Below are 23733 nucleotides of genomic sequence, written 5' to 3'. Positions count from 1 at the left end.
GGCGCTATCGGGGCGTGGGCTCAGCGCGTGACACCCGGCTGGTCGGCCTGCCCGCTCACCAGCGTCCAGCCGACCACGTCCTGCGCCAGCTGCTGCAGGCCGCGTTCGAACGCGGCAGTGACCGCCGGGACGTCGGTGCTGCCGACCGGCTGCGCCTGGCGGAAGGTGCGGTCGGCGACCACGCGCTGGTCAGCAACGTGGATCAGCTTGGCATTGACCTCGATGACCACGGTCGGCGTGGCCTGGCCCTGGTAATCCGATTCGAAGCGGCGCACGTCGGTGGACAGCTTGTAGTCGGCCCGGATGCCCGCGCTGCTGCGCGCCACGCCGCGGATGCGGCCGGAGTCCTCGAAACCGCGCAGCAGGGTGTCTTCGATCATGTCGGTGGCCGGCTGTGCCCAGCTGGCGCCCTTGTAGATCTCCATCTGCGAGGGCGTCGGGCGCACGTTGATGCGCGGGCTGTCGACCATGCGCGCGGCGCTGGGCTTGGCCAGTACCAGCTGCCAGCTGGCCTGCGGCCACGCGGGATCGGCCTTCACCTGCACGGCCGGCGAGTACAGGGTCACTGCGGTTTTCTCGCTGCTGCCAAGGATGGAGCAGCCGCCCAGCAGGGTGACCATCGAGGCCGCCAGCAGCAGGCGCGGAAGGGTGGTCGTGCTCATTTGGGTTCGAACTCCTTCGGTGCGTCGCGACCCAGCAGGTAGCGTGCGGGGTTGTTCTCGAGGCGGTCGCTGACCCGGCGCAGATCGCGGATCAGGCCACGCAGCTCGGTCAGCGTCGGGCCAAGCTGGCCGAGGCCGTCGTTGGCGAAGCTGTTGATCGCCGCGCGGTTCTCGCCCAGGATCGAATCGGCATTGCCGGCGGCCGAGTCGAGCTTGCCCAGCGTGGCGTCGAGCTTGTCGATGATGCCCGGCAGCTGCTGCACCAGGTTCTTGTCCAGGCGCTCGATGGTGCCGTTGGTGGTCTTCAGGGTGGTGTCCAGGCTGCGTGCGGCATCGCGCGCGCTGAGCAGCAGTGCCTGGGTGCCCTGGTCACGGTCGGCCAGGCCACCACTGATCGTTTCAAGATTGGCCAGCGTTGCGTTGATCGAAGCGACGTTGCGGTCGCTGAGGATCTGGTCCATGCGCTCGACGATGCGATTGGCCACGTCGGTGATGTTCTGCAGCGCCGAGGGCGTGGTCGGGATGATCGGCGCCGGGTCCTTGTTGACCGTGGTCAACGCCGGCGACTGCGGCGTGCCGCCGCTGAGCTGGATGATCGACGGGCCGGTGAGGCTGGTGATCGCCAGCTTGGCGCGGGTATCGGTCTTGACCGGCGTGGTCGAGTTCAGGCGGATGCGTGCGACCACCTGGCGCGGATCGTCCGGCACCAGGTTCAGTTCGGTGATCGAACCGACCGCGATGCCGTTGTACTGCACCGGGCTGCCCACCGACAGGCCGGTCACCGCTTCGCGGAACACCACGCGGTATTCCTGCCAGGTACGGTCGGAGGAGTACTTGGCGGCCCACAGGCCGAAGGCCAGCAGGGCCAGGCCGGTGATCAGGGTGAACGCGCCGATCAGCACGTAGTTGGCTTTGGTTTCCATGGCTCAGGCACTCTCGATCTGTTCGCCGCGCGCGGCACGCGCGCGCGGTCCGTGGAAGTATTCCTGGATCCACGGATGATCCAGTTTCTCGATTTCCGGCAACGGTGCATTGGCCACCACCTTGCGGTCGGCCAGCACCGCCACGCGGTCGCAGATGGCGTACAGCGTGTCCAGGTCGTGGGTGATCAGGAACACGGTCAGCCCCAGCGCTTCCTGCAGGGTCTTGATCAGGCGGTCGAACGCGGCCGCGCCGATCGGGTCGAGGCCGGCGGTGGGTTCGTCCAGGAACAGCAGCGGCGGATCCAGCGCCAGTGCGCGGGCGAGGCCGGCGCGCTTGCGCATGCCGCCGGACAGCTGCGACGGCAGCTTGTTGATCGCATCGGCGGGCAGGCCGGCCAGCTTCACCTTCAGCAGCGCCAGTTCGTAGTGCCAGCGCTCGGGCAGCTCGCGGTGATGTTCCTTCAGCGGTACCTGCACGTTCTCGCCCACGGTCAGCGAGGAGAACAGGGCGCCGTCCTGGAACAGCACGCCGGTGTTGCGCTCGATGTGCAGGCGGCTTTCGGGATCGTCGGCACGCGCGTCGCGGCCCAGCACTTCGATCTGGCCTTCGTCGGGCGTGCGCAGGCCGAGGATCGAGCGCATCAGCACCGACTTGCCGGTGCCGGAGCCGCCGACCACGCCCAGGATCTCGCCGCGGCGCACGTCCAGGTCCAGGTCCTCATGCACGGTCTGGCTGCCGAAGCGGTTGACCAGCCCGCGCACGCGGATCGCCAGTTCATGGCCCTGGTCGTCACGCATGTCGAGGATTTCGGGGTGGGTGGATGTGCTCATGTCACCAGTCCATGTGCATGAACCACAACGCCGCGAAGGCGTCGATGATGATCACCAGCGAGATCGTCTGCACCACGCTGGAGGTGGTGCGTTCGCCGACCGACTGCGCGGTGCCTTCCACCTTCAGTCCTTCCAGGCAGCCGATCAGGCCGATCACCAGCGCGAACACCGGCGCCTTCGACAGGCCGACCAGCATGTGCCGCACTTCCATCGTCTCGTGCATGCGCGCGATGTACATCTGTGGCGGGATGTCCAGGTCGAATGCGCCGACGGTGATGCCGCCGGCGAGGCCGGCGACCATGGCGATGAAGGTCAGCAGCGGCAGGGTCACCAGCAGCGCCAGCAAGCGGGGCAGCACCAGCAGGTCGACCGGGTCCAGCCCCAGCGTGCGCATCGCATCGATCTCTTCGCGAGCCTTCATCGCGCCGATCTGCGCGGTGAAAGCACTCGCGGTGCGGCCGGCCAGCACGATGGCAGTCAGCAGCACGGCGAACTCACGCAGGAAGGCGATGTTGACCAGCTCGACGACGTAGATCTCGGCGCCGAAATCGCGAAGGATGGTCGAGCCGAGGAAGGCGATCACCGCGCCGACCAGATAGGACAGCAGTGCTACCAGCGGTACTGCATCCAGCCCGACCTGTTCCATCTGGTGCACGGTGGCGGTCAGGCGGAAGCGACGGGGTTCCTTGACCAGCCGCGCGGCCTTGACCAGGTTCTCGCCGAGGAAGCTGCACAGCGCCTTGATGTTGTGGCCGGTGGCATGGACGCTGACACCCAGTCGCTCCAGCGCCGCCAGCACGCCGAAGTCGCGCTTGGGCTTTGGCCGGTCGTCGGCCACTTCCTCGATGGTGCAGACCAGCGCCTGGTGGTCCTGGCGGAAGTGCAGCGCGTCTTCGCCGAGGTCGGCGCGATGCGCCACGCGAAGTACCTGCAGCACGCCGGCCGAATCCATCTGCTCGATGCCGGTGGCATCGATGCCGGTCAGCTTTTCGGGAACGCCGCGCAGGACTTCGGCCGCGGCCAGCGCGGTCTTCAGGGTCCAGGTGCCGGACAGGCGGATCAGGCCCGGGTCATGGGCGTCCTGTTCGAGCTGGGGGGCGAGGTTCGGGGTCACTTGGGCCATTCGGGTCGCAGCATAACCGGTCTGTCTTGGGCATCGCGTCGAACTCGGATGAATTTCTCCGGTAAGGCCCGGCCTAGGTAATACTACGGCGCATGTCCGCAGATGCTCACACGATCCCCACGCCCCAGGCCACCTACGCGCAGCGCGTGGCCTTCGTTTCCGAGATCGCCGGACGGCTGCACAGCTACGGCACCACGGCCCAGCGCCTGGAAACGGCAGTGGTGGCACTGGCCCGCCAGCTCGATCTGGATTGTGAACCGTGGTCGAATCCCACCGGTATCATCCTCAGTTTCAGCGACCCGGCGCAGGCCATCGGCTCCAGCGACATCACCCGCGTGATCCGGCTGGCGCCCGGCGAGAACGACCTGCACAAGCTCAGTGTCGCCGACCATATCGCCGAGGAAGTGTCCAACGGGCGGATGAGCATCGCCCAGGGCCACACCGCGCTGCGGCAGCTGGACAAGGATCCGGGCCGGCGCGGCAAGCTGCGCACCATCCTGTCATTCAGCCTTGGCGCAGCCGGCGTGGCCGGCATGTGGAAGCTGCCGTGGCTGGACATCGCCACCGCCGGTGTCATCGGCCTGATGATCGGCCTGCTCGGCATGGTCACCGACCGTCGCCCGGCCACCCGCGAGGCGGCCGAAGCACTGGCCGCACTGCTGGCGGGCCTGGTCGCCACCCTGGTCGCGTCGTTCATCGGCGCGCTCAACCTCAATACGGTGATCATCGCCTCGCTGGTGGTGCTGCTGCCGGGCATGTCGCTGACCAATGCAGTCAACGAACTGGCCAGCCAGCACTGGGTGTCGGGCACCGCGCGCTTCGCCGGCGCGTTGACCACCATCATGAAGCTCAGTGTCGGCGCAATGATCGCGGTGACCCTGGCCGATGTGCTTGGGCTGGACCCGGTGATCCGCGCGGCGCGGCCCCAGGGGCCGTGGGTGGAGTGGGGCTCGCTGCTGACCGCCGCGTTCGCGTTCGCGATGCTGTTCAAGGCCAACCGCCGCGATTACCCGTGGGTGATCGCCGCCTCGGTGGCCGGTTATGCCATTTCCAAGTTCGGTGGCCATGCCTGGGGTGCACCGGCGGGCATCTTCCTGTCGGCGATGCTGTTGACCGCCGGCGGCAATCTGTTCGGCCGCCTGGTCGGTCGCCCCGGCGCGATCATCCGCCTGCCCGGCATCATCATGATGGTGCCCGGCAGCACCAGCCTGCGTGGCGTGCTGACCCTGGTCCAGCAACAGGACGTGGGTGCCGGCCAGAGCGTGTTCCTTACCGTGCTCAACGTGGTGATGGCGCTGGTCGCCGGCCTGCTGTTTGGCAATCTGCTGATGCCCGCTCGAAAGACCCTGTAATCGCCCTCTGGGATGCTTGCTGTGGATGTGGACCGTTGGTCCACACACATCTACGGGAAATGAAAAACGCCGGCGTTCGCCGGCGCTTTTCATTGCATCCCGATCTGGCCTCAGGCCTTCTTGATCAGGAAATCTTCCGGCTTCTTGCTGCCCTTGGCGGTCAGCTCGGCCATCCAGCGCGGCTGCTTGCCACGGCCGGTCCAGGTTTCCTTCGGGTTGGCCGGGTTGCGGTACTTCGGGGCGACCTTGCCCAGCTTGCGGCCAGCCGTCTTGGACGGAGCCTTGGTCGCGGTGGCGACCTTGCGGGCGCGCGGAGCGGGAGCGCCGCCGAACAGTTCCTCGATGGTGTAACCCTCGGTCTTGGCCAGCTTGCTCAGCTGGGCCCGGACCTTGGTGATCGGCCGGCGCTTGGCGACGATGGTCTGCTGCTTCTTCGCGGTGCGGATCAGGGCGCCCAGCTCTCGTGCCGACAGGCCGGTCAGGTCAATGCTCATTTACGGTTACTCCGGAAACTAATGTGTGGACGGGACGAGCCAGTCCATGGCGTCGCGGGACAGAATAAAGATGAATTAATCCAAGCACAAATGCAGGTGGGTCAGGGCTTGGCGGCATGCAGGCTGCATCGCGTCGATTTTGACCGGATTATGTCTGTTGCAGTATCGGGCGGTGGTTCGGGCGGCAAAAAAAAGACCGGGGCATGCCCCGGTCTCTTCCTGATCAGCCCTGCAGGCGCTGCAGCAGGGTGGCCTTGTCGAGGCTTTCCGCTTCGCTGGCGCGACGCGAGCGGTACTCGTAGGTACCGGCGGCCAGGCCGCGTTCGCTCACTACCACGCGGTGCGGGATACCGATCAGTTCCATGTCGGCGAACATCGCGCCCGGGCGCAGGCCACGGTCGTCGAGCGCCGCATCCAGTCCCGCATCGCGCAGCTCCTGCAGCAGGCTGGCAGCAGCGTCGGCCACGGCGGCGTCGCCCTTCGGGTTGATCACGCACACCACCACCTGCCACGGCGCCATCGCATCCGGCCAGATGATGCCGGCGTCGTCATGGTTCTGTTCGATCGCGGCAGCGACCACGCGCGAGATGCCGATGCCATAGCAGCCCATCGCCATCACCGCCGCCTTGCCGTTCTCGTCCAGCACGGTGGCGTCCAGCGCTTTGGCATACGTGCGGCCGAGCTGGAACACGTGGCCGACTTCGATGCCACGGGCGATCTTCAGTTCACCGCCGTCCAGCGCGCGGTCACCGGCACGCACGTTGCGGATGTCGGCCACTTCCGGCTCCGCCAGGTCACGGCCCCAGTTGACGCCGGCCAGATGGAAGCCGGCTTCGTTGGCACCGACGACGAAGTCGGACATCGCCGCCACTTCGCGATCGGCCACCACGCGGATGGCCTTGGCCGGGGCGACCGGGCCAAGGAAGCCCGGCACGCTGCCCAGATGCTCGGCGATTTCCGCCTCGCTGGCAAAACGCTGTTCAGCCAGGCCGGCAACCTTGGCCAGCTTGATCTCGTTGACCTCATGATCGCCGCGCACCAGCGCCAGCACGAACTGCTGCGCTTCGCCTTCGCCGGCGATCAGCGCCACCGACTTCACGGTGCGCCGCAGGTCGATGCCAAGCAGGACTGCAACGTCCTCGCAGGTCTTCTGCGTGGGCGTATCAACCTTGCGCAGGGCTTCGCCGGCCGCCGCGCGCGGCGCCGGATCGGCAGCGATCGCCGCTTCCATGTTGGCCGCGTAATCCGAACCCGTGGAGAACACCAGCGCGTCCTCGCCGGAATCGGCGATCACGTGGAATTCCTGCGAGGCATCACCGCCGATGGCGCCGGAGTCGGCCTGCACCATGCGGAAATCCAGGCCGAGGCGGGTGAAGATGCGGCTGTAGGCCGACTTCATGTTCTCGTACTCGCGCACCAGGCACTCATCGTGCAGATGGAACGAGTAGGCGTCCTTCATCAGGAACTCGCGCGAACGCATCACGCCGAAGCGCGGACGGATTTCGTCGCGGAACTTGGTCTGCACCTGGTAGAAGTTGACCGGCAGCTGCTTGTAGCTGGACAGCTCGCTGCGCGCGAAGTCGCAGGCGGCTTCTTCGGCGGTCGGGCTGTAGCAGAACACCTGGTCCTTGCGATCCTTGATCTTCAGCAGCTGCGGTCCGAACTTCTGCCAGCGCCCGGTCTGCTCCCACAGTTCCTTCGGCTGGATGGTCGGGATCTGGAATTCCACGGCACCGGCACGGTCCATTTCCTCGCGGACGATGCGTTCAACCTTGCGCAGCACGCGCAGGCCCAGCGGCGACCAGGTGTACAGGCCCGATGCCAGCTTGCGGATCATGCCCGCACGCAGCATCAGCCGGTGGCTGGTCAGCTCGGCGTCGCTGGGGGTTTCCTTGGTGGTGTGCAGGTGGAACTGGGAGAGGCGCATCGTCGGCTTCGGATAACGGCAGAGACGCCTATTCTGCCAGCCCGGCCGGGGTGGGGGGTACTGGCAGGGCTGCGCCCTGCACCTGCGGTAGTGCCGGCCGCTGGCCGGCAACCTCAACAGCAAAAGCGTGCATTCCGAGGGATGGCGGGGTGGGTCCGGTTGCGGGAGACGCCGTAAACCCGTCCATGGGGGCTTGGCCGCGGCATCCATGCCGCGGACACTCCCGCAACCGGACCCACCCCGCTTTAGACAGTTTCCCGTGATTTGCCCGCATTTCTGTAGCCGAGCCATGCTCGGCTGCTGTTCGATCAATTCTCGAAATATTCGATTCCCATGGAGATTCATCCACGCATGGCGTGGATGGCCCGCCGTCACCAGGAACCTGTCGAAGGTGGGGCGGTGTCGGATTGCGGGGTGTCCGCGGCATGGATGCCGCGGCCAAGCCCCCAGGGGTGAGGGCGCTTTGCTTGCGAAGCACTGCTTCGCAAGCGCCCGAACGGACAGCCGCCAGCGGCTGGGCCGAACCCCGGAGGGGGGGTTACGGCGTCCCCGCAATCCGACACCGCCCCGCCAAACCCACAGAAAGCCCAGAGCCGGCTGTTGCTCTGGCCTTTGACGTTGATGTTGCTTCGGCGGGTGCAGGGCGCAGCCCTGCCGATACCCTCACTCCGCCGGGCAGTAGGCCTTGATGGCCGCGTCGGCCAGCCCCTTCTGCGCCGTGCGCTGCTCCGCGGTCAGCGCGGTATCGGGCTTGCCGTCGCCATTGGTGTCCTGCATCACCTGGCCGGACCCCTCCAGCAGGGCCAGGTTGGCGCGGGCGGTGCTGCACTGCTCCGGCACCGGCGCGGCCGGGGTCTCGGTACTGGTCGCGGCCTGTAGGCTGCGGGCCTGCTCGCGGGTCTCGAATTTCTTCCCCGCCGGCGGGGTCTCCGAGTACTGGGTCACGCCATTGGCGTCCTTCCACTTGTAGACCGGACCGGCCACGGCGTGGGCACTGGCCAACAGCAGCAGGCATCCAAGGCAGGACAGGGCACGCATGGCAGACTCCGCAGAATGGGCGTAGAACACCGATTGCAGCATTGGCACCGAGCACTGGCAAGTCGATTAAACTGGATTCCATGGACCCGATCACACCGCCGCCGCGTTCGCGCACGATTTACCTGCTGCCCAACCTGTTCACCACCGCCGGGCTGTTCGCCGGTTTCTACGCGATCATCGCCGCGGCCAACGGGGATTTCGTCAACGCCAGCATTGCCGTGTTCGTGGCGGCGGTGATGGATGGCCTGGACGGGCGCGTGGCGCGCCTGACCGGCACCAGCAGCGAATTCGGCGTGCAGTACGACTCGCTGGCCGACCTGGTCAGCTTCGGCATGGCCCCGGCGCTGGTGATGTACCACTGGTCGCTGTCATGGCTGAAGTTCGATGACCCGCTGCTCGGCCGGGTCGGCTGGGCCGTGGCCTTCCTGTATGCCGCCTGCGCGGCGCTGCGCCTGGCCCGCTTCAATACCCAGGTGGCGGTGGTCGACAAGCGCTGGTTCGTCGGCCTGGCCAGCCCGGCGGCGGCTGGCCTGATGATGTCCTTCGTCTGGGCCTTCGCCGATGGCAACCTGGGCTGGGACGGCAACCAGCTGCGCTATGTGGCGCTGGCCGTGACGATCATCGCGGCGCTGCTGATGGTCAGCCGCATCCGTTTCTGGAGCTTCAAGGGCGGTGCGGCCAAGGGCACCCGCTCCGATCGCGTCCCGTTCCTGGTGCTGGCATTGGTGCCGGTGGCCATCGCCATCGCGGTCATCGATCTGCCGCGCGTGCTGTTCGCGGTAGGCATCCTGTACGCCTTGTCCGGCCCGGTGATGTGGGCCGTGCAGCGCCTGCGCAAGAAGCCCGAGGCGGCGTGAGCCAGGATCTGCCCGTGCTGTGGTCTCCGGCCCAGCAGGCCTGGCTGCAGGCCATGGGCTACACCGTCTACCACGACGGCCAGCTGGCCGCTGAGCTGGACGCCGCGCTGCAGCTGAGCGTGGCCGAAGCCGAGGCGGCCGCCGTGCCGCCGACGCAGCCGGCGCGGGCAAGCGCGGCATCTTCGTCGGGCGAACGCCGCGCCGAGGCTGTGCCGTCGCCCGGTCTGCAACGCCCGGCGCCGCCACGCCGCGAGACCCCGGTCGACGCACCCGATACCGCGCCGGCATCGGCGCGTCCGCTGCCGGCCGGCAATGCCCGGCAGCCCGTGGTGCGCCTGCCGGATCGCCTGCAGATCGCGCTGCTGCGTGCGTCCGGCTGCAATCCCAATGATCCGGCGACGCAGGCGCTGATGGACAGTTGGCCACTGGACCGGCTGCGCCGCGACCCGGCCGCCAAGCGCGCGCTGTGGCCCCAGCTGCGCGCCCTGCGCAAGCGAGGCGCGCCATGAGTGCGGTCAGCCAGCCAGGTCCGGTCGGCCTGCGCGCGCTGCGCGAGAGCGATCTCAATGCGGTGATGGCGATTGAAGTGCGCGGTTATCCGTTTCCATGGACGCGTGGCATCTTTGTTGACTGCCTGCGTGCCGGTTACCCGGGCCTGGCGATGGAGCGCGATGGCCAGCTGATCGGCTACGGCGTGCTCAGCATCGCCGCCGATGAGGCGCATGTCCTGAACGTCTGCATCGATCCGTTGACGCAGTCGCGGGGGCTCGGCCGCCAGTTGCTGCGTGCACTGGTGCAGCTGGCCGGAGACCGCGGCGCGCAGCGCGTGTTCCTGGAGGTGCGGCCCTCCAATGCGCCCGCGCTGGCGCTGTACCACAGCGAAGGCTTCAACGAGATCGGCCGTCGCCCGCGCTACTACCCGGCCGCGCAGGGCCGCGAAGACGCGCTGGTGATGGCGATCGAACTGGTTGGCGACGACCTGCAGGCGATGCCACCGCTGTAACGGAGAAGGGTTGCCGGCCAGCGGCCGGCACTACCGACGGGTCTCCGTTATGATTGACACATCGCCTGCCGTGGTAGGTGCCTACCTTGGTTGGCACGCTCTGCTCAGGCCACCCGCAAGGCCAGCACCCCGCCAACGATCAGCCCTGCGGCCAGCCAGCGCACCCGCGGCACGCGTTCGCGCAACACGAACACCGAGATCAGCAGCGCGAACAGGATCGAAGATTCGCGCAGCGCCGAGACCATCGCCACCGGCGCCTGGGTCATCGCCCACAGCGCCATCGCATACGAGGCGGTGGTGCCGACGCCGCCGGCCATGCCCAGTGGCCAGTGCTGGCGCGCATAGGCCAGCACCGCACCCCGCCGGGTGTACAGCGCCCACAGCGGCAATGGAATGCCCGACAGCAGGAACAACCACAGTGTGTAACTGAGCGCGCTGCCGGACTGGCGCGCACCCTGCGCATCGACCAGCGTGTAGGTAGCGATCATCGCGGCAGTCAGCAGTGGCAGCCGAAGCTGGCCGCCTCGTGCACCCAGTGCCATGCACAGGATGCCGGTGCTGACCAGCACCACGCCCAGCCAGGCCGCAGGTGGCAGCCGTTCACCCAGCAGGGTGCCGGCCAGCGCGACCAGGATCGGCGCGCTGCCACGCATCAGCGGATAGGCCAGGCTCATGTCGACCTGCTGATAACAGCGTGCGACCAGGCCGTAGTAAGTCACCTGCAGCAACACCGAGGCAGCCAGCCACGGCCAGCTGTGCGCGGCAGGGAAGGGCAGGAACGGCAACGCGGTGGCCGACAGCAGCGCGGCGCTGCCGGTGACCAGCACGGTACCGAGGAACTTGTCCGGCCCGCGTTTGACGATCGCATTCCAGCTGGCATGCAGTGCTGCAGCAGCGAGGACGAGCAGGAAGATGGAAAGCGGCATCCGCCGATGATGCCATGCGGGGCAAATGGAAACGCCGGGCATCGCCCGGCGTTTCCGATTCCGCTTCGGTGGGTGCCAACCTCTCCCGCCGTGGTAGGTGCCAACCTTGGTTGGCACGCACCAGAGCGCAGCGGTTACAGCTTCGCGCGCTGCTCGCGCAGGCCGGCCAGCTGGGTGTTCCAGTCGGCCAGGCGCACGCGCTCCTGCTCGACCACGGCCGGTGGCACCTTGTCGGTGAACTTGGCCAGCTTGGTCTCGCTCTTCTCCTTTTCGGCGTCGACCCGGGCGATTTCCTTGTCCAGGCGCACGCGCTCGGCATCAAGATCGACCAGGCCTTCCAGCGGCACCAGCAGCTTCAGTTCACCGACGATCGCGGCGGCAGCCGGCGGTGCGCTTTCGCCTTCGGCCAGCCACTGGATGCTGTCCAGCTTCAGCAGGAACGACAGCGAGGCACTGAAGCGCTCGATGCGCACGCGGTCCTGTTCCAGCCCGGCCTGAAGGCGCAGCGGCACCAGCTTGGACGGCGCGACATTCAGTTCACTGCGCACGCGACGCACCGCACTGATCACCGCCTTCAGCCACTCCACGTCGGCCTCGGCCTGGGCGAAATCGCCTTCGAACTCGGCCGCGGTCGGGTACGGGCGCAGCGACAGCGTGGTCTCGGCCAGGCCCAGGCGCGGGGCCAGCTGCTGCCACAGCTGTTCGGTGATGAACGGGGTCAGCGGGTGCAGCAGGCGCAGCAGCGCTTCCAGCACGTACAGCAGGGTGTGGCGGGTGCTCTCGGCGTCGGCGGCGTCAGCACCGTTCAGTGCCGGCTTGCTCAGTTCCAGGAACCAGTCGCAGAACGCGTTCCAGGCGAACTCGTACAGGCACTGTGCCAGCAGGTCGAAGCGGTAGGCGGCGAAATGGCCCTGCGCTTCGGCGGTGGTGGCGGCCAGGCGCGCCAGGATCCAGCGCTCGGCATCGGTGCGCGGCTTGGGCACGCCGTTGAATGCCGCACCTTCGGTGTTCATCAGGGCGAAGCGGCTGGCGTTCCACAGCTTGTTGCAGAAGTTCTTGTAGCCCTCGGCGCGGTTCATGTCGAACTTGATGTCGCGGCCGTGGGTGGCCAGCGCGGCGATGGTGAAGCGCAGCGCGTCGGCACCGTGGGCGGCGATGCCGTCCGGGAATTCCTTGCGGGTGGCCTTCTCGATCTTCTCCACCATCTTCGGCTGCATCAGGCCGCCGGTACGCTTGGCGACCAGGTCGTCGATGGTGATGCCGTCGATGATGTCCAGCGGGTCGAGCACGTTGCCCTTGCTCTTGGACATCTTCTGGCCCTGGCCGTCGCGGATTAGGCCGGTGAAGTAGACGTCCTTGAACGGGATCTTCCCGACCAGGTTGTCGGTGGCCATGATCATGCGCGCCACCCAGAAGAAGATGATGTCGAAGCCGGTGATCAGCACCGACGACGGCAGGTAGCGATCGAAGCCACGCTCGGCCATGGCCTGCTCGTTCGGCCAGCCCAGGGTGGAGAACGGCCACAGCTGCGAGGAGAACCAGGTCTCCAGCACGTCGCTTTCCTGGTTCAGCACCACCTCGCTGCCGAGGTTGTGCTTCGCGCGCACCTCCTCTTCGCTGCGGCCGACGTAGCAGCTGCCAGTGGCGGCATCGAACCAGGCCGGGATGCGGTGGCCCCACCACAGCTGGCGGCTGATGCACCAGTCCTGGATGTTGTTCATCCAGTGGCGGTAGGTGTTGATCCAGTTGGGCGGCACGAAGGAAATGCTGCCGTCCTCGACCAGTTCCAAGCCACGCTTGGCCAGGTCGTCCATCTTCACGAACCACTGGTCGGTCAGGTACGGCTCGATCACCTGGCCGGTACGGTCGCCGCGCGGCACCTGCAGTTTGTGCGCCTTGGTTTCGACCAGGATGCCCAGGTCTTCCAGTTCGGCCAGCACGGCCTTGCGCGCTTCGTAGCGGTCCAGGCCCTGGAAGCGTTCCGGCGCGTTCTCATTGAGAGCTGCCACCGGGGTGAACAGGTTGATCATCGGCAGGCTGTGGCGCACGCCGACGTCGTAATCGTTGAAGTCGTGCGCCGGGGTGACCTTGACCACGCCGGTGCCGAACGCACGGTCGACGTAGTCGTCGGCGATCACCGGCACGCGGCGGCCGGTCAGCGGCAGCACCACGCTCTTGCCGATCAGGTGCGCATAGCGCTCGTCTTCCGGGTGCACCATCACCGCGGTATCACCCAGCAGGGTTTCCGGGCGGGTGGTGGCGACCACCAGGTAGTCGCGGGTTTCGCGCAGGGTTTCCACGCCGTCGGCATCACGCTCGACGTGCTCGTAGCTCAGGCCTTCATCCAGCGTGTAGGCGATCGACCAGAGGAAGCCGTCTTCCTCGGCGCTCTCCACTTCCAGGTCGGAAATGGCGGTCTTCAGCACCGGGTCCCAGTTGACCAGGCGCTGGCCACGGTAGATCAGGCCCTGCTCGTACCAGCGCACGAAGGCTTCGTTGACCGCGGCCGACGGCTGCGGGTCCATGGTGAAGGTGCTGCGCGACCAGTCGGCGGAGGTGCCGAGCCGGCGCATCTGGCGCTCGATGGTGTCGCCGGACTGCTGCTTCCACTCCCAGACCTTGCCGATGAAGCCTTCGCGGCCCAGCGAATCGCGGGTTTCACCCTTGCCTTCCAGCGTCAGGTTGCGGCTGACCACCATTTCGGTGGCGATGCCGGCATGGTCGGTACCGACCTGCCACAGCGTGTCGTAGCCGCGCATGCGGTGGTAGCGCACCAGTGCGTCCATCAGGGTCTGCTGGAAGGCATGGCCCATGTGCAGGGTGCCGGTCACGTTCGGCGGCGGCAGCAGGATGGTGTACGGCTCGCCCCTGCCGGACGGCTTGAAGTGGCCGGCCTTCTCCCAGGCCTCGTAGAGGTCGGTCTCGAAGGACTTCGGGTCGTAGCTGGAGGCGAGTTGGGTCATGCGGGGGAACCAGGAGGCAATCGTTGAAGGATCAGGGCACGGCGGCGGCCCATCAAGGGGGCCGGGGCGTGCTTACATGTCGTGCTTGTTCAGGTCGTAACCGGCGGCCTTGTACTGGCGCCAGCGTTCGCGCAGCGGTTCGCGCGCTTCCGGGTCGGCCGGGACCACCTCCAGCACGCGCTCGCACTGGCCCAGCCAGGGATCGTCGCGCAGGTTGATCACCAGCGGGCGGGCCGGGGCCTCGGTGCCGGGCACCGCGATCAGCACCAGGGCTTCTTCCTCGTCCATGTCCTCGCCGGCGATCTGGTGCGGGATGTAGGCGTCGTCATCAAACGCCCACAGCAGTTCGTCCAGTTCCTCGGCCTGGGCCTGGTCGCGGGCCAGCACCAGGGTGAACAACCCGGCGTCGTTGGCCTTGCGCGCCAGCTCGCAGACCAGGCGCAGCGGCTCGGTCAAGAAGCGGGGCTTGGCGATCAGGTAGAAGTCGGCGCGGGGCATGGCAGGGTCCGGGTCAGGCAGGGGCCCGGCGTTGCCGGGCGAGGCCCTGGCCGGCGGTGGCCGGCCAGGGTCGGGTACGGCATCAGGCGCGGGCGACCTGGTCCAGCAGCCACTGGCTCAGCAGGCCGACCGGGCGGCCGGTGGCCATGCCACGCTTGCCTTCATCGCTGGCCACGCCGGCGATGTCCAGGTGTGCCCAGCGCTGGCCTTCGGCGAAGCGCGACAGGAAGCAGCCGGCGGTGATCGCACCGGCCCAGCGGCCGCCGATGTTGTAGACGTCGGCGAAGGTCGAATCCAGCATCGGCTGGTACTCGTCCCACAGCGGCAGGCGCCAGGCGCGGTCGAACACGTGTTCGCCGGCGGCCAGCAGCTCGTTGGCCAGGTCGTCGTGCTTGCTCATCAGGCCGGCGGTCTGGTGGCCCAGGGCAACCATGCAGGCACCGGTCAGGGTGGCGACGTCGACCAGCGCGGCCGGCTCGAAACGCTGCGCGTAGGTCAGCGCGTCGCACAGGATCAGGCGGCCTTCGGCGTCGGTGTTGCCGACTTCGATGGTCTTGCCCGACATCGAGGTGATCACGTCGGACGGACGGTAGGCGTTGCCGTCGATGGCGTTTTCCACCGCCGGGACCACCACCACCAGGTTCAGCGGCAGCTTGGCCTTGACCGCGGCGACGAAGGTGCCGATGACGTTGGCGCCACCGCACATGTCGTACTTCATCTCCTCGATGCCGCCCTGGGTCTTCAGGTTGACGCCACCGGTATCGAAGGTGATGCCCTTGCCGACCAGCACGTACGGCTTGGCCTCGCCGGCACCGGTCCACTTGAGTACGACCAGGCGCGGGCGGTTGGCCGAACCACGGGCCACGGCCAGCAGCGAGCCCATGCCCAGCGCTTCCATCTGGGTCTCATCCAGGATCTCGGCCTCGGCGCCGTCGTGCTCGCCGGCAAACTTCACGCCCACTTCGGCCAGGTAGGCCGGGGTGCAGTAGTTCGGCGGCAGGTTGCCCAGTTCGCGGGCGAACTCGACACCGGCGGCGATGGCCTGGCCCTGGGCCAGGGCCTGGGCGTCGTCACCGGCAATGGCCAGCTGCGCCAGACCGGCATCGTCGGCCTTCTTCTTGCCCAGGGTGGCGGTGTAGCGGTAAGCAGCGTGATCGGCGGCGATCACGGCCTGGCGGATCGCCCAGGCGGCGTCGCGGTCCTTCACCGCCACCTCGGACAGGGTAAACAGTGCACTGCGGGTGGCACCAGCCTTCAGCGCGCGCACGGCGTCGCCGACGGCCTTCAGGTACTGGGGCACGCCGAAGCGGGCGGCCTCACCGAGGCCGACCACCAGCACGCGCGGGGCCGTCACCCCGGGCAGGTCGTGCAGCAGGGTGGTGGCGCCGGTCTTGCCGGACAGGTCTCCGCGCTGGGCCAGGGCGGCCAGGCGACCGCCGCTGGCGGCGTCCAGTGCCTTTGCGGCCGGAGTCAGGGTATGGTCGGCATACGCGCCGACCACCAGGCAATCAACGGTGGCGGCGGCCGGAGCAACGTGGTTCAGGGTGAATTCGAGGGCCATTGAGCAGATTCCATTGGCAAGTCCGTACAATCGCGGACCGTTTACGCCCAGACAGTAGACTGGGCGGTACCGCGAACGAACCCCAGAGTTTAAACCACCGCCCCATGTTGAAGCTCGACCGATACCTGCTGGGCGATTTCGTCCAGAGTTTCCTCGCTACCCTGATCGTCCTGCTCGTGGTCAGCGTGGGCGGCGTCCTGGTGGACATCCTCGGCAACATCGCCGACGGACGCCTGCCGGCCAAGCTGCTGTTCTCGCAGCTGGGCCTGCAGTTCATCGCCTACCTGCCGCTGATCCTCCCGCTGGCACTGATGCTGGGCCTGCTGCTGGCCATCGCCCGCCTGTACCGCGACTCGGAAATGGCGGTGATCACTGCCATTGGCGTCGGCCCCAAGCGCCTGCTGCGGCCGCTGCTGATGCTGGTGGTGCCGGTGGTGCTGCTGGTCGGTGCCTGCTCGCTGTGGCTGGGCCCGTGGGCCGGCCGGGTGGCCGAGCAGATGATCATTGAAGCCAACCGCAGCGTGCTGATGGCCGGCCTGGAGCCGGGCCGGTTCACCCCGCTGCCCAATGGCGGCGTGGTCTACCTGTCGTCGATCTCACCCGACGGCACCGAGCTGGGCAAGGTGTTCATGCAGCGGCAGAAGGATGACCGCATCGAGGTGGTGTCCGCCGCAGGTGGCCGGATGTTCTTTGAAGGCGCCCGCCAGCGCTTCCTCGAGCTGGACGACGGGCACCAGGTGGAAGGCCCGGCCGCAGGCGGGCTGGATTACCGGCTGGCCACCTTCGCCCGCAACGACGTCGCCCTGCCCGATGGCGCGCAGACCCGGACCGAGGATGATCCGGAACTGATGCCGACCCTGCAGCTGATCGGCGACGGGCGCCCGCAGGCGCAGGCCCAGCTGCACCGCCGCCTGGCGCCGCCGTTGATCGCACTGGCCTTTGCCCTGCTGACCGTACCGCTGGGCCGCAGCTCGCCGCGCCAGCAGCGCTACGGGCGGATGATGCTGGCCCTGATGGCCTACATGGTGGGGACCAACCTGATGTTCATCGGCAGTGGCTGGATCGCCACCGGCAAGATACCGGCCGCGCTCGGCCTGTGGTGGTTGACCCTGCCGCTGCTGGCGCTGTCGATCTGGATGTATGCACGCGATGGCCGCCTGGGCCGACCGAAGGGAGCCCGCGCATGAGGCTGCGCCCGATGCGTTTCGACCTGTACCTGGGCCGGACGGTGTTCACCACGGTGCTGCTGACCTGGGCGGTGCTGGTGGGCCTGGACGTGGTGATGGCCTTCTCCGGCGAGTTCAAGGACATCGGCAAGAACGGCTACACGCTGGGACACGCGGCGGCCTGGGTGTTGTACACCGTGCCGCGCCGGGCCTACACGATGTTCCCCACGGCTGCGGTGATCGGCGCGCTGATGGGATTGGGCCAGCTGGCCGCGACCTCGGAACTGACCGCGCTGCGCGCGCTGGGCCTGTCGCGCAGGCGGTTGAGCGTGTCGGTGGCGATCGCGCTGTCATTGCTGACCGCCGTGATGGTATTCAGCGCCGAGACGCTGGGACCGTGGGGCCAGGACCGCGCCGATGCGCTGAAGGCCAGCGCCAAGTGGGGCCGGGACATTGCCACCACCCGTTATTCGGGCCTGTGGGCGCGCGAGGGCGATACCTTCCTCAGCGCTGCCGGTGGCGAGGAACAGCTGGTGGGCGACAAGGGCACGCGGCTGATCCTGCGTGACGTGCGTCTGTATCGCATCGCCGAAGATGGACAGATCGCCTCGATCACCCATGCTGCCACTGCCGAACATGACCGCGACGGCTGGGTGCTGACCGGCGTGCGCCGCGATACGTTCGGCGAGCGCTCGGCCACGCGCCAGGAAGTGGCACGGGAGCCGTGGAATTCCCGCCTGGATGCCGGCGCGCTGGCTGCGGGTATCGCCAAGCCGCGCAACCTGAGGATCACCGAGTTGCGGGCCAGTATCGAATACCGCGAGCGCAACGGCCTGGACGCCCGTGATTTCGAGGATATCTACTGGAGCCGCTGGTTCTACCCGTTGAACGTGCTGGCGCTGTGCCTGGCCGCGGTGCCGTTCGCGTTCGGTTCGCTGCGCAGCGGCGGCATGGGCAAGCGCCTGTTCCTGGGCATCCTGTTCGCGCTGGGCTTCTGGTTGCTGCAGCTGTTCTTCGGCCGCATGGCCGGCGCGCTGAAGTTCGATTACCGCATCGCCTATGCGCTGCCGCCAATCGTGATGCTGGCGGTGTCCGGATTGCTGTTCCGGCGCAAGTCGGGCTGAGTGCCGCAGCGCCGGGCGTGGCCCGGCGGTTTTCTGCGGTCCGCGCGTGGCGTGAGTCGAGCAGGGTTCGACGCTACAGAACGCGGGTCAGCGCTTGGGCATCCGCATCAGGCGGGTGCCACTGGCGCGGTCGTGCCAGGTCAGGCGCTGGCGGTCGACCCATGCCCACCAGAAGCCCAGCCCGCCCAGCAGCAGTGACAGCGTGCCCACCGCGAAGCGCAGCCACAGCTGCGCGCGCCGCAGCGGCGTGCCATCGCTCGATTCGAGCTTCAACCGCCATGGCCGCATGCCCAGCGTCTGGCCGCCGCGGCGCCAGCTGGCCGTCGCATACCCGCCTGTAACACCCCAGCACACCGCCCACAGCAGCCACTGCCAGGCACTGAACGGGGCGATGTTCTCGCGCTGCGCGTGGCCGCTGAGGGTGTAGGCCAGGGTGAACAGCGTGCCGGCCAGCATCCACAGTGCCAGCACCGGCAGTGCGTCGTAGACCATGGCCAGCACGCGCCAGACCAGCAGGGCACGCGGGCGCGGCATTCCAGTAGCGGCCGCTGGGGCCGTGTCGGTGGCAGGGCGGGACATGCGCCGAGCATACGCAATGCTGGCCGCGTCCGCAGTCGCCCTCGTATCCTGCACGCATGGCCCTTGTTTCCACCCCCGCCGAACGCCGCCAGCTGGTGCAGCAACTGCCGGAACTGCGCGCCGATGACGGCGCGCGCATCCAGCGCTTCCTCGATGCGATCTGGGCCGAGAATGGCCTGGCCCGCGCCACGCTCGACAGCTACCGACGCGACCTGGAAGGGTTGGCGCGCTGGATGGATGGACGCGACGGTGGCCTGGCCGGCATCGAGCGTCCCGGGTTGTTCGACTACCTGGCCTGGCGCACCCGCCATGGCTGGTCGCCACGCAGCAACGCACGCCTGCTGTCGGCGCTGCGTGCGTACTTCGCTGATGGTGTGCGTCGCGGCGAACGCAGCGAAGACCCCAGCGCACTGCTCGATCCGCCGAAGCTGCCACGGCTGTTGCCCAAGGCGCTGGCCGAAAGCCAGATCGACGCGTTGCTGGCCGCGCCGGATGTCGAACGTCCGTTGGGCCTGCGCGACCGTGCCATGCTCGAACTGATGTATGCCGCCGGCCTGCGCGTGAGCGAACTGGTGCTGCTGCCGGCCACCTCAGTCAACCTGCGCCAGGGCGTGATACGGGTCACCGGCAAGGGCAGCAAGGAACGCCTGGTGCCGCTGGGTGAGGAATCCCAGCATTGGCTGGAGCGCTACCTGCAGCAGTCGCGGCCACAGCTGGTCGGCAAGGGCAGGGTGCAGGCCCTGGCGGATGGGCAAACGCCATTGTTCGTCGAACCGACGCTGCATGCGCTGACCCGCCAGGCCTTCTGGCACCTGGTCAAGCGCCACGCGCAGGTGGCCGGCATCGACCCGGCGCGGATCAGCCCGCACGGCCTGCGCCACAGCTTCGCCACCCATCTGCTCAATCGCGGTGCCGACCTGCGCGCGCTGCAGATGCTGCTGGGCCACAGTTCGCTGTCGACCACCCAGATCTACACCCTGGTGGCCCGCGAACACCTGCAGAAGCTGCACGCCCGCCATCACCCGCGCGGCTGAGCAGGCGGCTGAATCCCGGCCCCGGGCCGTGCGCGGCGTCGCGGCCCGCTGCGGGCGGCTGTGTCAGAATCCGGGGTCTTCTTCTGCCGCGGACCGCTCCATGCTTCGATTTGCCATCGCCGCCGTGCTCGGTGCGCTCAGCCTGACCGCCTGCGCCCAGCCGGCCCCGCCGGCCGCCAAGGCACCTGCACCTGCCGCTGCTGCGGCCAAGGCCAGCCCGGCCAGCAACGCGTCGGCCGACCAGGCTGTGCGTGCGGCGCTGACCGCGCTCAATCCCGGCTTCCAGGTGGACTACATCGGCGCCGCACCGTTCCCCGGTTTCCGCGAGGTCGTCGTTTCCGGCCAGCTGCTGTACGTGTCCGATGATGGCCGCTACCTGTTCCAGTCGCAGCCCTACGACACCCGTGCCAAGGGCCCGGCCAACAGCGAAGGTCTGCTGGGCTACCGTCGCGACCTGCTGGCCAAGGCCAACCATGGTGACCGCATCGTGTTCGCCGCGCCGAACGCCAAGTACACCATCAGCGTGTTCACCGATATCGAGTGCGGCTACTGCCGCAAGCTGCACCAGGACATTGCCGAACTGAACCGCAACGGCATCAGCGTCGAGTACCTGGCGTTCCCGCGCATGGGCCTGGGCAGCAAGGATTACACCGACATGATCTCGGTCTGGTGTGCGGCCGATCGTCGCCAGGCGCTGACCAATGCCAAGCGCGGTGGCAGTGTGCCGGCCAAGAATTGCACCAACCCGGTGGCCATGCAGTACGCGCTGGGCCAGCAGCTGGGCGTGAATGGTACGCCGGCGATCTTCGCGCCGGATGGCACCCAGCTGGGTGGCTACCTGCCGCCGGCACAGCTGCGCGCGGCGCTGGAAAAGCTGTCGGCCAAGCGCTGACGCGGAACTGTAGCGTCGAGCCATGCTCGACTGCGGTTCCACCTGTGACAGCCGAGCATGGCTCGGCGCTACAGATCAGAGGCCGGGGGCGCACCATGCGCCCCCGGCTTTTTCCTTACTTCAGGCCATCACTGACCGCCTTGGTCAGCGTGCCCTGCGCATCGTCACCACTGAACTCCCACACGAACGCGCCGCCCAGGCCCTGGGTCTTCACGTAACCCATCTTGCGGGTGATGTTGGCCGGGGTGTCGAAGCTCCACAGCGTGCTGCCGTTGTAGATCCAGGTGGCACCGGCGGTGTTGTCGGTGTAGCCCGGCCAGGCCAGGTTCTTCAGCACCTTCCAGTCTTCGATGCCCGCTTCATACGTGCCCGGCGCAGCGCCGGTGGCGGTCTGGTACAGGCCGTTGTTGGCATTGGCCACGCCGGTCCAGCCACGCCCGTAGTAGCCGATGCCCAGGTTGAGCTTGGCGGCCGGCACGCCACGGCTGATGAAGGCCTCGATGGCATCGTTGCTGTTGTAGAGCTTCTGGTCGCCGGTGGACGGATCATTCGGCGAATCGAACAGCGCCGACTGGTGATTGGTCTTCGCATCCCACGCGCCGTGGAAGTCGTAGGTCATCACGTTGATGTAGTCCAGGTACGGATGGTACGCGGCCGGATCGGTGACGCGGATCTTGTCGATGCCGGCACCCACCGCCACCGTCAGCAACAGGCCCGGACGCACCGCATCGAGCTGGCGGCGGAACTCGGCCATCAGCGCGGTGAAGTTGGCGTTGTCTTCCGGCTTGCCGCATTCGATGCCACAGGCCACCGGGTATTCCCAGTCGATGTCGATGCCGTCGAACACGCCCAGCGCGGCTCCGGCGCCACCGGCACCGTCGGTCACCGGCAGGTTGCCCTTGATGTAGGCGTCGATACAGGAGGCGACGAAGGCCTGGCGGTTTTCCGGGCGCGCCGCGCTGGAGAAGCCGCGCGACCAGGTCCAGCCACCCAGCGAGATCAGTACCTTCATGCCCGGGTACTTGGCCTTGAGCTGCTTGAGCTGGTTCCAGTTGCCGCGCAGCGGCTGGTCCCAGGTATCGGCGCTGCCGCTGACACTCTCGGCGGCACTGAACGCCTTGGTGTAATCGGCGAAGGCATCGCCACCGGCACCGCTGTTCGGATCCGACGGCTGGGTGATGCCCACTTCGCAGCGGTTGTTGCGCACGTTGCCGAACGCGTAGTTGATGTGGGTCAGGCGTGCGGCCGAGCCGCTGCTGTCGATGTTCTTGACCCGGTAGTTGCGGCCGTAGATGCCCCACTGGGTGAAGTAGCCGATGACCCGCTTGCCGGTGGTGCCGCCGTCGCCGGCCAGCGTGGTGGCACTGATCTCGGTGCCCTGTGCCGACGCATTGCCGGCGTTGTCGCGGGCGCGCACCCGGTAGCGGTAGGTGGTCGACGCGGTCAGGCCGCCATCGACGTAGCTGGCACTGGACGGCGAGCCGACCAGGCTGCCGTTGCGGTACACGTCATAGCCGGCCATGCCGCTGCCACCGGTGTTGTCGGTGGACGGGCTCCAGCTGAGCGCGATGCTGTTGGCGGTACGGGTGCCGACTGCCAGCCCGCCCGGCACGCTCGGCGCGGTGGTGTCGCCGCCGGCGGCGTTGACGGTGATGGTGATGGTGGGCGTGCTGGTGGTGGCGTTGTTGTTGTCGGTGGCCACTGCACGCAGCGTGTGGCTGCCGGCGCTGGCGTTGGCCCAGCTGGCCGCATACGGCGCGCTGGTGGCCACGCCGAGCGTGCTGCCATCGCGGAAGAACTCGACCTTGGCGACGCTGCCGTCCGGATCACTGGCGTTGGCGGTCACGTTGATCGTGCTGCCGGCGCTGAAGGTGGCACCGTTGGCCGGCGAGGTCAGGCTGACCACCGGCGGTTGGTTGCTGCCACTGCCATCGCAGGCACCGAGATTGGTGTAGTAGGGCGCACCGGCCGGATGGTCCGGCGGCGCGTTCCAGATGTCCTGGTTCGCCCGATAGAGGACGCCTCCTTTCTGCAGGGTATCGCCGGCCCGGTAGATCTTGGCTTGGTCCCACTGGGCCACCCCGGCACAGCTGGCGGCCTGCGCCAGGCCGGGCAGGGCGGCGGTACCGGCGGCCAGGGCAAGCAGCCAGGCCAGACGGCGGGGACGACAGCTACGGGTCGAACGTTCGGCACTGCGCACAATCGGGTCGTACATGGGTAAGTCTCCGATCAAAGGGCGCGCGGGCCCCGATGGCGCCGCGCGTGACGCAGGTCCGGGCGTCGCCCGGGAAGGCGACGGAGGGGGCGGACGGAGGTACCTGGGAGGCCGGGGAGAGAGTCCGGCGCCAGGTGGGGACAACGTTGTCATCAATCGTGTGGTCAATCCGTGAGCGAGCGCATGGTTCGGGGATCCGGGGGGGAGCGGCGCTGCGCGCGGTCGGCGGCCATCGGCGGAGCCCCCTCGTGGCTGGGGCATTCCGCGAACAGCGGATTTCTGGGGGTTGGCCGGGCGGGTGGGCTGCGCAGGGGACGCCGTGAATACGTCCTTGTAGGCTCGGTCGCGCCATCCATGGCGCTTACGCCCCTGCGCAGCCCACCCGCCCGGCCACGGACAGGTTCCTGCGCGCTCAGCCACGAAAGGCAGAACAAAAAATCAAAGGCAGAAGCCGGTCGCTTCGCTCTTCAATGCCTGATTTCCGATGTTCCCTGGTTGCCGGCCAGCGGCCGGCATTACCGCAGAGCATCCACGCATGGCGTGGATCTGCCGCAGGTCGCGGAAA

The 23733-nt window shown here is 67.8% G+C and carries 21 protein-coding genes; 8 read left to right on the top strand and 13 right to left on the bottom strand.

What is annotated here, in order from left to right; all coding sequences use genetic code 11:
- Window positions 1-20: 20 nt before the first annotated feature.
- The 4 genes from SSKA14_RS21845 to SSKA14_RS21830 are packed head-to-tail and all read right to left on the bottom strand — an operon-like array spanning window position 21 to window position 3539.
- Complete coding sequence (locus tag SSKA14_RS21845) at window positions 21-662, bottom strand: ABC-type transport auxiliary lipoprotein family protein (RefSeq protein WP_008266007.1); 642 nt, start codon at window positions 660-662, stop codon at window positions 21-23.
- Window positions 659-1585: an MlaD family protein gene (locus tag SSKA14_RS21840; RefSeq protein WP_004154114.1), complete on the bottom strand. Its 927-nt coding sequence runs from the start codon at window positions 1583-1585 to the stop codon at window positions 659-661. The genes SSKA14_RS21845 and SSKA14_RS21840 overlap by 4 nt, the downstream gene beginning before the upstream one ends.
- A gap of 3 nt (window positions 1586-1588) precedes the next feature.
- Complete coding sequence (locus SSKA14_RS21835) at window positions 1589-2416, bottom strand: ABC transporter ATP-binding protein (protein ID WP_008268586.1); 828 nt, start codon at window positions 2414-2416, stop codon at window positions 1589-1591.
- A gap of 1 nt (window position 2417) precedes the next feature.
- Window positions 2418-3539, bottom strand: a complete 1122-nt coding sequence (locus SSKA14_RS21830; RefSeq protein WP_040008983.1) for an ABC transporter permease — start codon at window positions 3537-3539, stop codon at window positions 2418-2420.
- 92 nt (window positions 3540-3631) lie between these two features.
- Between SSKA14_RS21830 and SSKA14_RS21825 the strand changes: the two genes are divergently transcribed.
- Window positions 3632-4891: a threonine/serine exporter family protein gene (locus tag SSKA14_RS21825; protein ID WP_004154117.1), complete on the top strand. Its 1260-nt coding sequence runs from the start codon at window positions 3632-3634 to the stop codon at window positions 4889-4891.
- 110 nt (window positions 4892-5001) lie between these two features.
- Here the strand turns inward: SSKA14_RS21825 and SSKA14_RS21820 are convergent, their stop codons facing one another.
- The 3 genes from SSKA14_RS21820 to SSKA14_RS21810 form a co-directional block, all read right to left on the bottom strand.
- Window positions 5002-5385 carry an H-NS histone family protein gene (locus SSKA14_RS21820; RefSeq protein WP_004154120.1) on the bottom strand — a complete coding sequence of 128 codons (384 nt, stop codon included), beginning with the start codon at window positions 5383-5385 and terminating at the stop codon, window positions 5002-5004.
- A gap of 223 nt (window positions 5386-5608) precedes the next feature.
- Window positions 5609-7312 (bottom strand): proline--tRNA ligase, encoded by a 1704-nt coding sequence (locus SSKA14_RS21815; RefSeq protein WP_008265291.1) that lies wholly within the window; start codon window positions 7310-7312, stop codon window positions 5609-5611.
- Window positions 7313-7975: 663 nt separating this feature from the next.
- Window positions 7976-8350 (bottom strand): DUF4124 domain-containing protein, encoded by a 375-nt coding sequence (locus SSKA14_RS21810; protein WP_040009936.1) that lies wholly within the window; start codon window positions 8348-8350, stop codon window positions 7976-7978.
- Window positions 8351-8430: 80 nt separating this feature from the next.
- Here SSKA14_RS21810 and pssA point away from each other — a divergent pair, with 80 nt between their 5' ends.
- Genes pssA through rimI form a run of 3 tightly spaced genes read left to right on the top strand, consistent with a single transcriptional unit; the run spans window position 8431 to window position 10210 of the window.
- Entirely contained in the window at window positions 8431-9207 is a 777-nt protein-coding gene (gene pssA / locus SSKA14_RS21805) for a CDP-diacylglycerol--serine O-phosphatidyltransferase (protein ID WP_005415206.1), read from the top strand.
- A complete protein-coding gene (locus SSKA14_RS21800; RefSeq protein WP_040008978.1) occupies window positions 9204-9716 on the top strand; it encodes a hypothetical protein in 513 nt (170 codons plus the stop codon). The genes pssA and SSKA14_RS21800 overlap by 4 nt, the downstream gene beginning before the upstream one ends.
- Window positions 9713-10210 (top strand): ribosomal protein S18-alanine N-acetyltransferase, encoded by a 498-nt coding sequence (gene rimI, locus SSKA14_RS21795; protein WP_008267326.1) that lies wholly within the window; start codon window positions 9713-9715, stop codon window positions 10208-10210. Before SSKA14_RS21800 ends, rimI begins: the two co-directional genes overlap by 4 nt.
- Before the next feature lie 104 nt (window positions 10211-10314).
- Here rimI and SSKA14_RS21790 read toward each other — a convergent pair whose 3' ends face one another.
- The 4 genes from SSKA14_RS21790 to SSKA14_RS21775 form a co-directional block, all read right to left on the bottom strand.
- Window positions 10315-11136: an EamA family transporter gene (locus SSKA14_RS21790; RefSeq protein ID WP_008267628.1), complete on the bottom strand. Its 822-nt coding sequence runs from the start codon at window positions 11134-11136 to the stop codon at window positions 10315-10317.
- 134 nt (window positions 11137-11270) lie between these two features.
- Window positions 11271-14099 carry a valine--tRNA ligase gene (locus tag SSKA14_RS21785; protein ID WP_008266939.1) on the bottom strand — a complete coding sequence of 943 codons (2829 nt, stop codon included), beginning with the start codon at window positions 14097-14099 and terminating at the stop codon, window positions 11271-11273.
- A 72-nt stretch (window positions 14100-14171) separates the two neighbouring features.
- The gene (locus SSKA14_RS21780) at window positions 14172-14597 is read right to left on the bottom strand and encodes a DNA polymerase III subunit chi (protein ID WP_004154132.1); all 426 of its coding nucleotides are present in this window, start codon (window positions 14595-14597) and stop codon (window positions 14172-14174) included.
- 82 nt (window positions 14598-14679) lie between these two features.
- Window positions 14680-16158, bottom strand: coding sequence for a leucyl aminopeptidase (locus tag SSKA14_RS21775; RefSeq protein WP_008265242.1), 1479 nt, complete (start codon window positions 16156-16158; stop codon window positions 14680-14682).
- Between the two features lie 104 nt (window positions 16159-16262).
- Here SSKA14_RS21775 and lptF point away from each other — a divergent pair, with 104 nt between their 5' ends.
- Together lptF and lptG are read left to right on the top strand one after the other, a co-directional pair.
- Window positions 16263-17345 carry an LPS export ABC transporter permease LptF gene (gene lptF / locus SSKA14_RS21770; RefSeq protein ID WP_008265232.1) on the top strand — a complete coding sequence of 361 codons (1083 nt, stop codon included), beginning with the start codon at window positions 16263-16265 and terminating at the stop codon, window positions 17343-17345.
- Window positions 17342-18448, top strand: coding sequence for an LPS export ABC transporter permease LptG (gene lptG / locus SSKA14_RS21765; RefSeq protein WP_040008973.1), 1107 nt, complete (start codon window positions 17342-17344; stop codon window positions 18446-18448). The genes lptF and lptG overlap by 4 nt, the downstream gene beginning before the upstream one ends.
- An 87-nt stretch (window positions 18449-18535) precedes the next feature.
- Here lptG and SSKA14_RS21760 read toward each other — a convergent pair whose 3' ends face one another.
- A complete protein-coding gene (locus SSKA14_RS21760; protein ID WP_040008971.1) occupies window positions 18536-19027 on the bottom strand; it encodes an RDD family protein in 492 nt (163 codons plus the stop codon).
- Between the two features lie 56 nt (window positions 19028-19083).
- Between SSKA14_RS21760 and xerD the strand changes: the two genes are divergently transcribed.
- Both xerD and SSKA14_RS21750 read left to right on the top strand, forming a co-directional pair.
- Window positions 19084-20061, top strand: a complete 978-nt coding sequence (xerD, locus tag SSKA14_RS21755) for a site-specific tyrosine recombinase XerD (RefSeq protein ID WP_008266298.1) — start codon at window positions 19084-19086, stop codon at window positions 20059-20061.
- Between the two features lie 100 nt (window positions 20062-20161).
- Window positions 20162-20953 (top strand): DsbC family protein, encoded by a 792-nt coding sequence (locus SSKA14_RS21750; protein WP_004154141.1) that lies wholly within the window; start codon window positions 20162-20164, stop codon window positions 20951-20953.
- 115 nt (window positions 20954-21068) lie between these two features.
- On the opposite strand, the gene SSKA14_RS21745 is transcribed toward SSKA14_RS21750, so the two are convergent.
- Complete coding sequence (locus SSKA14_RS21745) at window positions 21069-23168, bottom strand: glycosyl hydrolase family 18 protein (RefSeq protein ID WP_008267635.1); 2100 nt, start codon at window positions 23166-23168, stop codon at window positions 21069-21071.
- Between the last annotated feature and the right edge of the window lie 565 nt (window positions 23169-23733).

It is taken from the genome of Stenotrophomonas sp. SKA14, from assembly GCF_000158575.1.
Lineage (GTDB): Bacteria > Pseudomonadota > Gammaproteobacteria > Xanthomonadales > Xanthomonadaceae > Stenotrophomonas > Stenotrophomonas forensis.
The sequence above is the reverse complement of the archived record's forward strand: the minus strand, read 5'-3'. Positions and strand labels throughout refer to the sequence as shown.

Coding starts and splice junctions, on each gene's coding strand:
- SSKA14_RS21845 (WP_008266007.1), bottom strand. CDS start 662: ATGAGCACGACCACCCTTCCGCGCCTGCTGCTGGCGGCCTCGATGGTC.
- SSKA14_RS21840 (WP_004154114.1), bottom strand. CDS start 1,585: ATGGAAACCAAAGCCAACTACGTGCTGATCGGCGCGTTCACCCTGATC.
- SSKA14_RS21835 (WP_008268586.1), bottom strand. CDS start 2,416: ATGAGCACATCCACCCACCCCGAAATCCTCGACATGCGTGACGACCAG.
- SSKA14_RS21830 (WP_040008983.1), bottom strand. CDS start 3,539: ATGGCCCAAGTGACCCCGAACCTCGCCCCCCAGCTCGAACAGGACGCC.
- SSKA14_RS21825 (WP_004154117.1), top strand. CDS start 3,632: ATGTCCGCAGATGCTCACACGATCCCCACGCCCCAGGCCACCTACGCG.
- SSKA14_RS21820 (WP_004154120.1), bottom strand. CDS start 5,385: ATGAGCATTGACCTGACCGGCCTGTCGGCACGAGAGCTGGGCGCCCTG.
- SSKA14_RS21815 (WP_008265291.1), bottom strand. CDS start 7,312: ATGCGCCTCTCCCAGTTCCACCTGCACACCACCAAGGAAACCCCCAGC.
- SSKA14_RS21810 (WP_040009936.1), bottom strand. CDS start 8,350: ATGCGTGCCCTGTCCTGCCTTGGATGCCTGCTGCTGTTGGCCAGTGCC.
- pssA (WP_005415206.1), top strand. CDS start 8,431: ATGGACCCGATCACACCGCCGCCGCGTTCGCGCACGATTTACCTGCTG.
- rimI (WP_008267326.1), top strand. CDS start 9,713: ATGAGTGCGGTCAGCCAGCCAGGTCCGGTCGGCCTGCGCGCGCTGCGC.
- SSKA14_RS21790 (WP_008267628.1), bottom strand. CDS start 11,136: ATGCCGCTTTCCATCTTCCTGCTCGTCCTCGCTGCTGCAGCACTGCAT.
- SSKA14_RS21785 (WP_008266939.1), bottom strand. CDS start 14,099: ATGACCCAACTCGCCTCCAGCTACGACCCGAAGTCCTTCGAGACCGAC.
- SSKA14_RS21780 (WP_004154132.1), bottom strand. CDS start 14,597: ATGCCCCGCGCCGACTTCTACCTGATCGCCAAGCCCCGCTTCTTGACC.
- SSKA14_RS21775 (WP_008265242.1), bottom strand. CDS start 16,158: ATGGCCCTCGAATTCACCCTGAACCACGTTGCTCCGGCCGCCGCCACC.
- lptF (WP_008265232.1), top strand. CDS start 16,263: ATGTTGAAGCTCGACCGATACCTGCTGGGCGATTTCGTCCAGAGTTTC.
- lptG (WP_040008973.1), top strand. CDS start 17,342: ATGAGGCTGCGCCCGATGCGTTTCGACCTGTACCTGGGCCGGACGGTG.
- SSKA14_RS21760 (WP_040008971.1), bottom strand. CDS start 19,027: ATGTCCCGCCCTGCCACCGACACGGCCCCAGCGGCCGCTACTGGAATG.
- xerD (WP_008266298.1), top strand. CDS start 19,084: ATGGCCCTTGTTTCCACCCCCGCCGAACGCCGCCAGCTGGTGCAGCAA.
- SSKA14_RS21750 (WP_004154141.1), top strand. CDS start 20,162: ATGCTTCGATTTGCCATCGCCGCCGTGCTCGGTGCGCTCAGCCTGACC.
- SSKA14_RS21745 (WP_008267635.1), bottom strand. CDS start 23,168: ATGTACGACCCGATTGTGCGCAGTGCCGAACGTTCGACCCGTAGCTGT.